General features: G+C 47.5%; 11 protein-coding genes. 5 read left to right on the top strand and 6 right to left on the bottom strand.

From position 1 onward, the window contains the following. Positions 1–9: 9 nt before the first annotated feature. Together hemC and hemA are read right to left on the bottom strand one after the other, a co-directional pair. Positions 10–921: a hydroxymethylbilane synthase gene (hemC, locus tag IC612_RS03655; RefSeq protein ID WP_194738815.1), complete on the bottom strand. Its 912-nt coding sequence runs from the start codon at positions 919–921 to the stop codon at positions 10–12. Further along, positions 908–2,182, bottom strand: a complete 1,275-nt coding sequence (gene hemA / locus IC612_RS03660; RefSeq protein ID WP_194738816.1) for a glutamyl-tRNA reductase — start codon at positions 2,180–2,182, stop codon at positions 908–910. Before hemA ends, hemC begins: the two co-directional genes overlap by 14 nt. 199 nt (positions 2,183–2,381) lie before the next feature. On the opposite strand from hemA, the gene IC612_RS03665 reads away from it, so the two are divergent. The 5 genes from IC612_RS03665 to rodA are packed head-to-tail and all read left to right on the top strand — an operon-like array spanning position 2,382 to position 8,048. Next, positions 2,382–3,407 (top strand): rod shape-determining protein, encoded by a 1,026-nt coding sequence (locus IC612_RS03665; RefSeq protein WP_194738817.1) that lies wholly within the window; start codon positions 2,382–2,384, stop codon positions 3,405–3,407. Between the two features lie 21 nt (positions 3,408–3,428). After that, positions 3,429–4,280: a rod shape-determining protein MreC gene (gene mreC / locus IC612_RS03670; RefSeq protein ID WP_194738818.1), complete on the top strand. Its 852-nt coding sequence runs from the start codon at positions 3,429–3,431 to the stop codon at positions 4,278–4,280. After that, positions 4,273–4,779: a rod shape-determining protein MreD gene (locus tag IC612_RS03675; protein ID WP_194738819.1), complete on the top strand. Its 507-nt coding sequence runs from the start codon at positions 4,273–4,275 to the stop codon at positions 4,777–4,779. The genes mreC and IC612_RS03675 overlap by 8 nt, the downstream gene beginning before the upstream one ends. After that, complete coding sequence (locus tag IC612_RS03680) at positions 4,776–6,809, top strand: peptidoglycan D,D-transpeptidase FtsI family protein (protein WP_317173986.1); 2,034 nt, start codon at positions 4,776–4,778, stop codon at positions 6,807–6,809. The genes IC612_RS03675 and IC612_RS03680 overlap by 4 nt, the downstream gene beginning before the upstream one ends. A gap of 9 nt (positions 6,810–6,818) precedes the next feature. After that, complete coding sequence (rodA, locus tag IC612_RS03685; RefSeq protein ID WP_194738820.1) at positions 6,819–8,048, top strand: rod shape-determining protein RodA; 1,230 nt, start codon at positions 6,819–6,821, stop codon at positions 8,046–8,048. Between the two features lie 71 nt (positions 8,049–8,119). On the opposite strand, the gene IC612_RS03690 is transcribed toward rodA, so the two are convergent. The 4 genes from IC612_RS03690 to IC612_RS03705 all read right to left on the bottom strand — a co-directional run bounded on the left by IC612_RS03690 (position 8,120) and on the right by IC612_RS03705 (position 12,903). After that, positions 8,120–8,806, bottom strand: a complete 687-nt coding sequence (locus tag IC612_RS03690) for a response regulator transcription factor (protein WP_194738821.1) — start codon at positions 8,804–8,806, stop codon at positions 8,120–8,122. A gap of 26 nt (positions 8,807–8,832) precedes the next feature. After that, complete coding sequence (locus IC612_RS03695) at positions 8,833–10,380, bottom strand: sensor histidine kinase (RefSeq protein WP_194738822.1); 1,548 nt, start codon at positions 10,378–10,380, stop codon at positions 8,833–8,835. A 118-nt stretch (positions 10,381–10,498) separates the two neighbouring features. Further along, positions 10,499–10,867 (bottom strand): hypothetical protein, encoded by a 369-nt coding sequence (locus IC612_RS03700; RefSeq protein WP_194738823.1) that lies wholly within the window; start codon positions 10,865–10,867, stop codon positions 10,499–10,501. Next, entirely contained in the window at positions 10,864–12,903 is a 2,040-nt protein-coding gene (locus tag IC612_RS03705) for a S9 family peptidase (RefSeq protein WP_194738824.1), read from the bottom strand. Before IC612_RS03705 ends, IC612_RS03700 begins: the two co-directional genes overlap by 4 nt. Between the last annotated feature and the right edge of the window lie 47 nt (positions 12,904–12,950).

The raw sequence follows: 12,950 nt of genomic DNA on the forward strand, positions 1-12,950 counted from the left end.
CTGGAAATTCTAACCGGTTTGTCCCTTTATCTGTTGCATCAGCGCACGACCCCCATTCTCCAGCATTTTTTCGGCCAGCTCCACGCCGTGGTCTTTCATTTTATCGTAGGCAAAGACTTCTTCCATTTCCAGAAGGTCTGCCCCATCCAGGGAACAGATACGTCCCTGGAAACGAATATCGGAGCCCACGAGCTCTGCATACGCTCCTATGGGGGCCGTACATCCGCCCTCTAGAGTCCTTAGAAAGTCCCGTTCTATCTCGACGCAAATCTGCGTCTTAAAATCGTTGATATCGCGTAAAATGGTGTTTATTTCCTGATTGTCCGTACGTCCCGTTACCGCTACCACCCCTTGGGAAGGAGCGCATAGTAATTGGGGAATCTCTTCGTATGCTACCGGCAACTCAAGCCTCTCAAGACCTGCCTTGGAAAACATGGTGGCATCGGCCACCCCGGATTCCAGCTTGTCCAGCCGGGTTTGCACATTGCCGCGAATGTCCACAAACTCGGCATGAGGGAAATGGTTTTTCCAAAAGGCGCGTCTTCTTAAGGAACTCGTAGCGATCAGTAGCTCACTGAGTTTCTTATCTTTAGCCGCGGAGGAGCGCACCAGAACGTCCTGCGGAAAATCACGCTCTAAATAGGCGATTATCTCAAGTCCCTCCGGAAGAAGGGTGGGTATATCCTTCAGGGAATGTACCGCTACGTCAATCTCTCCGGAAAGAAGCGCAGCATCAAGATCACGCGTGAATACCCCGGTGATGCCCATTGCGTAGAGCGGCTCGGTGAGATTCTTATCACCGGTCGAGACAATTGGGGTAATATCGGTAGTGTAATTGAGGTTCTGAAGGTGCCTTGCCACCTCCCTTGCCTGCCACAATGCCAAAGGGGAATTACGTGTTCCAATCTTAATGCTTTTCATTGAATTCTTTATTAGGTTGTTCCACTAAAATCTCATGCATGAGCTGGGTAAGCTCGTCCGCTTTCCAGGGATGCTCTATAATGTATTTGGCAAAGCGATTGGTTATCTTCTGTATCAGCTTGTCGGAGAGTTCCATATCGTCAATCCCCACATACCGGTGCTTCTTATGAATATTGTGCATTTCATTGCGCTCCATATTCTTCAGGATTGCTTTGAAATGGTGGATATTGGGCGCCATTTTTCGTTTTTTCTCCCAGTCCAAAAACTCCTGTGTCATGTCTTTTATAATCATCTCGGCCTTAGGCACTTCCTTTTTCCGCTGTTCCATCGTTTCCTGGATATGATTGGAGAGTACGTCCACATCCACCAGTTCAATCCCGGGAAGCTCCGAGACCTGTGGGTCCACATTGTTTGGGATGGAAAGGTCAATTACCAGCATTTGGTCAACGCCTTGGAAATGTTCCTTTCGCACGATGGGCCGTGACGCGCCCGTGGCTACAATCAGGATATCGGTCTGCTTGAGTTCTGCGGTAAAATGCTCAAACTCAATATGGGGTATATTGTACTTGCTACCGATTTTTTCGGCAAGCTCCGTAGTACGGTTTGCAATTTTGACCTTCGGCTGGTAGATATGCTTTACCAGGTTTTCCACCGTATTCTGACCTATTTCCCCCACGCCCAGAAGCAGAATGTTTTTGTCGGAAAGCTGCCGCTCCGCATTTAAGATATAGTGCACCGCCGCATACGAAACCGAGGCGGCTCCATTGGAAATACCCGTCTCGTTCTTGATGCGTTTTGAAATCTGGATCGCGGAATTGATTGCCCGTTCTAAATACGGGTTGGATTTGGATTTTTCTTTCTTAAAACGGTTGTAGGCATTTTTGATCTGCCCTATAATTTCAAAATCGCCCAGAATCTGGCTTTCCAGTCCTGCAGCAACCCTAAATAGATGCGTGAGCGCTTCTTCGCGCTTGAGAATCTCCGCATACTTCATAAAATCCATCAGGTCTACGTCCACGGCTTTGCAGTACTGCTCGGCTATGAGCAGGTAGTTGGGAGTCGTGGTATAGATTTCTGTGCGGTTGCAAGTCGAAACAACAAATGCATCCCCCAGATTCTCACTGTGGACGCGGTTCACAAACGACTTGACATGTTCATCAAAAAAGGCAAATTTCCCGCGTGTCTCGGCATCCGCTTTCTCAAAGCTGACGCTTAGTACAGCAAAATTGGAAGTCTGATGTATGTTCGAATTTTGTGGCATAATAAACGATCGCAAATTTACGCTTTTTAAAATAAATCGCAGTAGCTGTTTATGGGGCAATTCCACGAAAATTAGCGCCTGATTTTAAGGTATTTTACCTTCCAAATTTTAATAAAACTTTAACCAAATAAAGGGGAGGCCCTCTTTTAGAATGCGTCTAAATGTATATCTTTGTACACTTAATAGTTTAGAAGAAAAAATGGGATTATTTGATATGTTTACGCAAGAGATTGCGATCGACTTGGGAACAGCCAATACGCTGATCATTCACAACAATAAAATTGTAATCGACCAGCCGTCGATTGTAGCCATTGAGAGACAGTCCGGCAAACCCATTGCCGTGGGGGAACAAGCCAAACATATGCAGGGTAAAACCCATGAAGATATTCGTACCATCCGCCCACTTAAAGACGGGGTTATTGCAGATTTCCATGCTTCCGAGCATATGATCAAAGAATTCATCAAGCAAATTCCGGGAATCAAAGGCAAGCTTATCCAACCGGCATTAAAGATTGTAATCTGTATTCCCTCCGGCATCACGGAGGTGGAAAAAAGAGCCGTACGGGATTCCGCTCAGAAGGTGAATGCAAAGGAAGTACGTCTTATCTACGAACCAATGGCGGCCGCTATCGGGGTGGGTATTGACGTGCAGAAACCGGAAGGGAACATGATCATCGACATAGGCGGTGGAACAACAGAGATTGCCGTTGTAGCCCTTGGAGGTATTGTGTGTGATAAGTCGGTTAAGATCGCAGGAGATGTGTTCACAAGCGACATTGCCTACTACCTTCGCACCCACCACAACCTATACATCGGAGAGCGCACCGCAGAGAGAGTGAAAATTGAGGTAGGTTCTGCCGTGGAAGAATTGGATGTTGACATCGAAGACATCCCGGTTCAGGGACGTGACCTTATAACCGGTAAGCCTAAGGAGATTATGGTTGGATATAAAGAAATCGCCCGCGCCCTGGACAAGTCCATTATCCGTATTGAGGATGCGGTTATGGAAACCCTTTCCCTAACCCCTCCGGAACTTGCAGCCGACATCTACAAAACCGGTATTTATCTCGCAGGAGGTGGCGCGCTTCTTAGAGGCCTTGCCGACAGACTGCACCGCAAAACGGGCCTTCCGGTATTTGTAGCCGAAGATCCGCTTAGAGCCGTAGTAAGAGGAACAGGTATTGCCCTAAAAAACATGGATAAATTTAATTTCCTGATCCGTTAATTCATAACTAATTTTTCCTGAATGGGCTTTTTGCTGCGTTTGTTTTCACGAAATGGACTGTTTGTCTTTTTTCTTTTCCTGCAAATAATCGCTCTTATCCTTATTTTCACCCGTAATTCCATGCAAAGAAGCTGGATTGCGGGAAGAACGGCTGCTGTGAATTCCACAATCTCCGGGTATATCGATGAGGGGACGTCCTATTTGCGGTTAAAGCAGATCAATGAAGAGCTTGTGGCCCAGAACAAGGACCTCATGCAGAAACTCTATGGAACTTCGAGCGATTCGGTGGCAAAAATCACGCGCGTTGACGATGTAGCCAGCAACCAGCAGATCTATACGGTGCTGGACGGGGAAATTATACACAACAGCATAAACCGCAGCGATAATTATTTCACCATAAACCGGGGAGAGCGCCATGGGGTACAGCCCCAAATGGGGGTGATTGGCCCGAGAGGAATCGCAGGAATTGTAATCAATACCACGGGGCAGTATTCTCTGGCGCAGTCTATCTTAAGTACAAACAAAATACGGATCAATGCGGCCCTGAAGAATTCAGGCTACTTCGGTACCCTAACCTGGAAAGGAGAAGATTCAAGGCTGATGCATCTCTCCGATGTGCCCAAATACGTGCCTCTTAAAGTGGGCGACACAGTGGTTACCGACGGTAAGTCGGCCATCTTTCCGGAAGGGGTAATGGTAGGTAGAGTAGCAGGCTACCATGTAGATACCAAGACCGGCTTTTGGGATATAAGCGTGGAGCTGAGTGAGCAAATGGGGAACCTTAAGAAAGTCTATATAGTAAAACACCTTCAAAAGAAAGAGATTAGTATGATACAGGATTCTTTAAAGGCAGCAATGGATAAAGATGATTAGCAGAAGTATATTAAGTGATGTGTTTTGGATTGCGCTTTTGGTAGCGCTTCAGATCTTTGTACTCAACCGCATGGTGCTGCTTGACCGTTATACCCCTGTGCTTTATCCGGCCTTTGTACTTTTTTATCCGTTTTTTAGAAACAAGTACCTTTTCCTTTTTCAGAGCTTTCTTTTGGGTCTGCTTATAGATGCTTTCCTTGGAACCTGGGGAATCAATGCCCTGGCCACCACCTTTGTTGCGTATTTCCGGACCCTTATTTTCCGGACCTCCACGGAGACCTCCACCGACTTTTTCTCGTTTCAGTCCCTGCAATGGAACCAGTTCCTGTTCTTCCTCTTTGCCAGCATCTTTATACACCAGTTTTTTGTGCAGAGTTTTGAATTTTTCAAATTCAGCCGTATTTTAGAGATATTTTTGAATATTTTAGCCACAAGCTTCATCTCATTTATTTTTATTCTAATCTTTGCTCTGGCATTCCGGGTTAAACAAAAGGTGTGAAATCGCAGTACTTTAAAATCACTTTTACTCTTTTCTTTCTTGCAGTTATCTTCATTGCAAGGCTGGCCTATTTACAGCTTTTCACCGACCGGTACGCGCTCAATGCGGCAAACACGTCCATAAAGACCGAATATATAATTCCCCAGCGCGGAATCATCTTCGACCGTAACGGTAAAATCTTGGTAGGAAATCAGCCGGCCTACGAGATTACCTTCACCCAAGCCCTCCTTAAACCGGATTTTGACACGCTTGGATTCTGTAATTTACTGCAGATAAGTAAAAGCGATTTTGAAAACCGCATCGCGCAATTAAAAAAGGAAAAGTACTATTCCCGGGTAACGCCCATGACGTTTTTAAAAAACCTGGACCGCGAAGACATAGCGCGCATTCAGGAGATCATCTTTAAATATCCGGCGTTCAGTATCCTGCAAAGACCCGAGCGCAAGTACGAGGTAGAGACCTCCGGGAACCTGCTGGGTTACACCAATGAGGTAAACAGCAACGACATCAAGAAAGATTCCCTCTACTACCTTCCGGGGGATTTGATCGGAAAATCCGGAATAGAGAAAGCGTATGAAAAAGTACTGCGCGGAACGAAAGGAGTACAGTATATTCAGAAAGACATCAAACTCCGAAGTATCGGTCCCTATAAGAACGGAGAGCTTGACAAAGATGTGGTGACCGGAAGCGACCTTACCCTAACCATTGACTACGACTTGCAGCGCATTGCTCAGGAAATGCTCGTAAACAAGCGGGGCGCCATCGTAGCGCTGGATCCCACCACAGGAGAAATACTGGTGCTTGCCACCGGGCCAGACATCGATCCGAATCTATTCACAGGACCTGAGAAATCCAAGCAGATTAACAGCCTTTTGAGCGATGAATTTAATATGCCTTTCTTTGACCGCTCCACCCAATCGGCCCATATGCCGGGATCCACATTTAAAATGTTCACGGCACTGGCCGCCATGCAGATGGGGGTAATGGACGAGAACACCATATTTCCCTGCGGCGGTGGGTTCAACTACCGAGGCCTGCGCATCAAAGGGCACGGGGGTGCCGACCCGTTAATCCCGGCCATTCAGGTGTCCTCCAACTGCCATTTCTCCTACGCCTACCTGGCTATTATCAATAAGTACCCCGGAAATCCCTCCAAAGGAATTGATGAGTGGAAGCGCATTATGGAGAGCTTTGGCTTTGGAAAGTATCTGAACAACGATTTGGCCACGGGAGTGAAAGGCCGGATTCCAAGCGGCGAATTCTACGAAAGACGCATGGCTTCCATTTACAAAGCCAGCGGCAGTAAGAAAAATCCCAAGCAATGGGATCCCCTGGCCACCGGGGCCGTTTTCAACGGAATGGGTCAGGGCGATGTGATGCTCACGCCGCTTCAGCTGGCCAACGGTGTGGCCGCCATTGCCAATAAGGGCTGGTACTATACCCCACATATTGTTAAGTCCATCGACGGAAAGCCCAATCCGGATCCTCGGTTTAGGAAAAAACACAAAACCCTGGTGGATCCTAAGCACTATATCCCCATACTCAAAGGAATGGAACAGGTAGTGCTCAACGGAACCGGCCGGGGGCTTCAGTCCAAGGATTTCACGCAGCTTGCAAAAACCGGAACGGCGCAGGTTCCCCAGGGCAAGGACAATTCCGTTTATGTAATGATTGCCCCTAAAGAGAACCCCAAAATCGTTGTAGTGGCCTTGATGGAGCATGCGGGATTTGGCGCCACCTGGGCAGGTCCTGCCAGTACCATCATTGCTGAAAAATACCTTACCGGGACCATCAAGCGGCCGCATCTCTACGACCGGATGATTAACGCCAGCTTCATGCCTGAATACCGAAGACAGTGGATCGAGGATTTAAAACGGAAAGGGAAAGACCATCCCATTAACCAGGATTCGCTACGGCTGGAAGCGGTAAAGGATTCGCTGCGTATGGTACCCCGTGGGCCTAAACGAAACCAGCTGCAGCGCACGCAGGATTCCCTGCAGCTACTGCTAAAGAAAAGAAAAACACCCTAAGCTCGAGCTATGAAATGGACCCAAGGACTTGACCGCACGGGAATCGGACTTTACTTTGTGATATGCCTGTTTGCTATTGCCAATATCTACAGTGTGGATCCCTCGCTGGGAATCAAGCAGATGGTATTCTTTGGCATCTCCCTGGTGGTAGGCATAGGAATCTTTCTCAGCCGCTCGAATTTCTTTGAGAATCTCTCCAGTATTTTCTATATCCTCGGGGTGCTTCTGCTGATAGGACTCTTCCCCTTCGGTACGGAGATTCTCGGACAGAAGAACTGGTATAAATTCGGCAGCATTACCATGCAACCGGTAGAATTTGCCAAAATAGGCACGGCCCTGATGCTTGCAAACTACGTATCCGGACCGGATTTTAATATAAAGGACAAAAGATCCTTACGGGGGGCACTTATTATCGTCTTAATTCCGGCAATAGTAGTGCTTGCCATTCCCGATGTGGGGTCTTTACTGGTCTTCGGCGCTTTTTTCATCGCGCTGTACCGCGAGGGATTAAGCGGCTGGTTTTTTGGGGTGATCGGTATTGTGGCGGCCGTATTCTTAACCGCCATCGCCGTACCTGCCCAGTACGTGGCCCTGGGCATTTTGCTCATTGCGCTGATCGTATGGCTTCTCAACCGGCGCCATATTCACTGGAATATTGTAAGTATAGGTCTTACCATACTGGCTCTGGGAAGCTTGATTGCACTGGCCTTTGCCACGCCCGTGGTACTGGAAAAACTGCCCAAACACCAAAGGGAGCGTATCGAAGTGCTCTATAAAGGGGAAAAAGCCTTTCGGGATACATCGGGCTACAACCTTTTGTATTCCAAGACCGCAATCGGTTCGGGAGGACTGACCGGAAAAGGCTACCAGCAGGGATCGGTCACCCAAGGTAAATTTGTACCAGAGCAGGAAACCGACTACATTTTCTGTACCGTGGGGGAGGAATGGGGTTTTTTAGGGAGCAGTGTTTTGGTACTACTCTACGCTTTTTATATTGCCCGGATTTACTTTCTCTCCGAGAATCTTAAAACCTCCTTCGGACGTATCTTCGGCTATTGTTTTGCATCCATACTGCTGATCCACTTCGGAATCAATATCGGTATGGTGATGGGACTGTTTCCCACAGTAGGTATTCCCCTGCCCTACTTCAGCTATGGGGGAAGCTCCCTCTTGGCGTTTTCCATCATGACGGCCATTTTCTTCAAGCTGAACTACAGCGATAAAAACAGCTTGGTCTAGGCGCTGGAGAACAACAAAAATCCCTGAAAGCTGAACGTTCAGGGATGGATTATTGTGGGAAAAATTCCCGATTAATTCTTCACAAGGAGTCTAAAGCCCTCGCCATGGACATTGATAATTTCCAGTCCGTCGTCTTCTTTTAGAAGTTTGCGCAGCTTTGCAATGTATACGTCCATACTGCGGGCGGTAAAGTAATTCTCTTTCTTCCAGATCTTGCGCAGTGCCAAATCCCGCGGCATAAAATCATTGCGGTGAATGCACAGAAGCTTAAGCAGTTCATTCTCCTTAGGCGAAAGCTTGTACTCGGTCTCTCCCACTTTAAGCTGCCGCAGCATGGAATCGAAATAAATGTTGCTGATCTTAAATTGCTCCTGTTCCTCGCTCTCCAGGCTCGTGCTTCGCTGCAAAATAGCTTTGATCTTGTACAATAGCAGTTCCGTATCAAAAGGCTTGGTGATGTAATCGTCTGCACCGATCTGGTAGCCCTTTAAGATGTCCTCGCGCATATTGCGGGCCGTTAAGAAAATAATTGGTGTATTCTTGTCAATTTTCTTCACATCCTCCGCCAGGGAAAATCCGTCTTTCTTGGGCATCATGACATCGAAAATACAGATGTCGAATTCGTTCTCAGTAAATTCCTTCAGTCCCTGTTCCCCATCGGTGGCCAGGGTTACTTCGAAATTGTTAATGGTCAGATAGTCTTTCAGTACCGCTCCGAAACTCTGATCGTCCTCTACTAGTAATATTCTGTTGCTCATATGTGGTGTTTTTTAATTATTAGGTGTTACGATAAGGGCAGCTTTATGGTAAAGGTAGAGCCCTTACCTTTTACAGAATCTACACTGATTTGCCCTTTGTGCAGTTCTACAATTTTCTTCACGTAGGAGAGACCCAGTCCCTGCCCCTTGACATTGTGGATGTTGCCGGTTTCCTCCCGGAAGAATTTCTCGAATATCTTGTTCTTGTTAAGGTTTTCCAGTCCCATACCCTTATCGGAAATCTCAACGACATACCAGTTGCCCTCGTTACTGGTACGCACCTTTATCTCCGGCGTATCGGGTGAGTATTTATTAGCGTTGTCCAATAGGTTAACCAGCATATTGGAAATATGGAACTCATCCACCTTCAGGTGGTATTTCTCGGCTGTGAATTCCTTAATTAACTGGCCGTTTCTTTCCCCCACAATCAGTTGGAAGGATTTGGTTATCTCCATGATGAGTTCGCGCATGTTCGTTTCCCGTAAAAACAGCTGCACTTCATTACGCTCGAGTTTGGACATGTTCAGCACGTTTTCCACCTGCTTTTTCATGCGCAGGTTTTCCTGCTTGATAAGCTGCGAGTAGTATTTCACCTTCTCGGGATTGGTAGCTATCTTATCGTTTGCCAGGGAATCCGTGGCAACCGATATGGTGGCCAAAGGCGTTTTAAACTCATGCGACATATTGTTTATAAAGTCGGTCTTTACGTCGGCGATCTTTTTCTGGCGCATCATATAGTTAATGGAGGTAATATAAATACCCAAAATGGTCAAAAGCGATAAAAACGTACCGAGCAGCATCGGAAGATTATTCTTTATAAGGGAAAAGTTTTTCCTTGGGAAAACCAGAGCAAGCGTATAGAGGGTTTTATCCTCGGCATCCCGGAATAGTACTTTCTTATAGGTGGAGCTTTGTTCCGAAAGTTTATAATCCTTATCGGTAATGGAGGTCAGGCGGTTGTTTCGGTCGTAGATCCCGTAGCCAAAATCACTGCTTATCCCCTGCTTCTTTAGCTCCCTGGAAACCACAGAATCCAGTGTTTTATGGTCTACCCGGTTTTCAATCGGGCGATTATTGCCCACGATCCGCGTGAATTCCTTAAGGTTATACTCTCCGGAGGTGATCGAGGAGTTCAGTGCCGCGGTAAGCGGTTCGGGCTGGGTAGTGTCTTTCTTTATGCGTACCAGCACCTCATCGGTCCACATCTTGATCCGGTTCAGACTGTCTCCGGAATTATCGATCGGCAAATTCTCCCGCTCGATGATGTTCTGCTGGTAGGTGATGGTTCTTCTCGAAGCGGAATCCTCGGTCTGCTGGATGATCGTAGAGCTGGGCTGCTGGCTGTTGGCAATTACCGTCCTTCCAAAATCCTTATAGGTCTCATTAAGATAACGGTCAATCTCCAGCTCAGAAATCTCCCCCACGGCTTTCTCTAATGCAGTCTCTACCTTGTTGGAAAAATCCTGGTCCAGGGCGCCGTAGTATTCCTTGAGCCACTTGATCTGCAGCGTGACAAAGACGATTACCGACACCGACATTAAAAACGAAATGATAGGAATAAACCTTTGATTCATGTTATAATTTTCATTTCAATTGTTAAAATTAATGCATTTAACAATATAAAAGCAAAAAATGCACCTTTTTGTTGTGCATTTTTTGAGCTATACCGCAATTTTAACTTTTTTTTAATACTTACTCCAGGGCCTGGAGTACGTCTTGAGAAAAGAGCTCTTCATCGATAAAGTACTGAATGACTGCCTTTTTCATAAGAAGGGTCTGTTCGTTGGGCTTTAGTTCCGGCATGGGTTCCTTCTCGGTGAAATGGGGATAGCCCTGGTCGTCGTAGTGCGAGAATTCATAGAATCCAAAGGGCTGGAGCAAACGGCACACGGCGATGTGTATCAGATTCAGTTTATCGTCCTTGGTATATTTTTGCTTGCCACTGCCCAGTTCCTGTACTCCGATAAGAAAAAGTACGGTTTCAATAGGTACGTGGGGTTCGGTCTGGAAGTGCTCTTCAAAGAACTTTTCCACTTCCTTCCAAAGCTGCGCTTCTGTCATGGGTTGTGTTCTAAATTTAATAAAAATGCATATTCAAGGGCTTCCTCGTGCAGGGATTCAAAACGCCCGCTCTTTCCTCCATGGCCCGATTCCATATCGGTGACCAGTAGTATAGGATTGCCGCTGGTCGAATACTCCCGCAACTTGGCGACCCATTTGGCAGGCTCAAAATACTGTACCTGCGAATCGTGGAAACCGGTGCTCACCAATATGCTGGGATAGGCCTGTGGGACCACATTATCGTACGGAGAATAGGAGCGTATGTATTCATAATACTTTTTCTTGCGGGGATCCCCCCACTCATCGTATTCGCCCGTAGTTAAAGGTATCGTTTCATCGAGCATCGTGGTGAGCACATCCACAAAGGGAACCTGCGCCACAATTCCGCGGAAGAGCTGCGGCTCCATATTGGCAACCGCCCCCACCAGCAGACCTCCGGCACTTCCGCCCATAGCGTAGACGTGCGCTGCACTGGTTCTGCCCTCCTGTATCAGATGGTGTGCGCAGTCGATAAAATCATAAAAGGTGTTTTTCTTTTTCAGCAGCTTTCCCTCTTCGTACCAGTCCCTTCCCAGGTACTCGCCCCCGCGCACATGGGCGATGGCAAAAACAAATCCCCGGTCCAAAAGCGAAAGACGCACGCTGGAAAAAGAAGCATCCACCGTATGGCCGTAGCTTCCATACCCGTACAGAAGAAGGGGAGTTTCGCTGCTTTTTGGGGTGGAATTACGGTACACCAGGGAAATGGCCACCTCTTTTCCGTCCCGGGCCGTGGCCCAAAGCCGCTCACTGGTATAGTCGTCGGGAGTAAAATCCCCAAGTACTTCCTGCCTTTTGAGAAGCATTGTACTGCGGGTCTTCATGTCGTATTCGTACACACTGCTGGGCTTCGTTAGGGAGGTATAGCCGTAGCGCAGCTTGGTGGTGGAAAACTCCATATTCACCCCTATGTACGCCGTATAACAGGGATCACTAAATTCAATCACATGCGAGTCGCCGGTGGAAAACTCGATAATTTTAATTTCCAAAAGTCCTTTAATGCGCTGTTCCAGCACCAAATACTGATCGAAGAGTTCAAAGCCCTCCAGCAGTACCTCCTCTTGGTGGGGCACCACCTCCTGCCAATGCTCTATTCCCGGAGTCTCCACAGGGGTTTTAACCAATTTGAAATTCGTGGCACCCTGGGCATTAGTGATGATAAAGAATTCGTCCCCGAAATGTTCCACGGCATACTCCAGATCCCTGGTCCTTGGCTGAAGCACGCGCCAGGGGCTGTGCACATCACTGGAGGGGAGGAAATGGTGCTCGTCGCTTACCGAGGAAGAAGAGGAAATAAAAATATACTTCTGCGATTTGCTTTTGTAGACGTGCACATCAAAGGTCTCGTCCGGTTCCTCAAAAACCACAGTATCCTGCTCCTTTGCAGTGCCCAGAGTATGCCTTAGCACCCTGTAGGCCCGAAGCGCACTGTCTTTGGTTACATAAAAGACGTGTTTTCCGTCCCCGGCCCACACCACCTTTCCGCTGGTGTCTTCCAGGGTATCCTCCAGATTTTGGCCCGTTTCCAGGTCGCGAAAATGCACAGTGAAGTTGCGCATTCCTACTGTATCAAAACTGTAGCTCAAGAGCCGGTTGTCCTCACTTACTGCAATGCTGCCTACATCCAGATAGGAATGCCCCTGGGCAAGCGCGTTGGCATCCAGCAAGAGCTCCTCCCGGGCACTAAGGGTTTCTTTCTTGCGCAGAAAAACCGGGTATTCCTTTCCCTTTTCGTAGCGCACTATATACCAGTACCCATTAAAAAAATAGGGAAGAGAATCGTCGTCTTTCCTGTAACGGGCCTTCATTTCTTCAAAGAGTTCGCTTTGCAGCTGCTTGGTCGGGCAGAGAACGCTCTGCGCGTAGCGGTTCTCTGCCTCTAGGTGCGCGAGCACCTCAGGGTCCTGCCGCTGATTCATCCAGTAGTAGGGATCTTCGCGCTCTTCGAACGGCGCATAGACTTTATGGGGAATTTTTTTGGCTACAGGTGGTTTCATAATTTAATTAAAAAGCCATCTAAACCTTAAGGTATAGACGGCTGTTA

Origin of the sequence: Planobacterium oryzisoli, assembly GCF_015354315.1 — a bacterium.
GTDB lineage: Bacteria > Bacteroidota > Bacteroidia > Flavobacteriales > Weeksellaceae > Planobacterium_A > Planobacterium_A oryzisoli.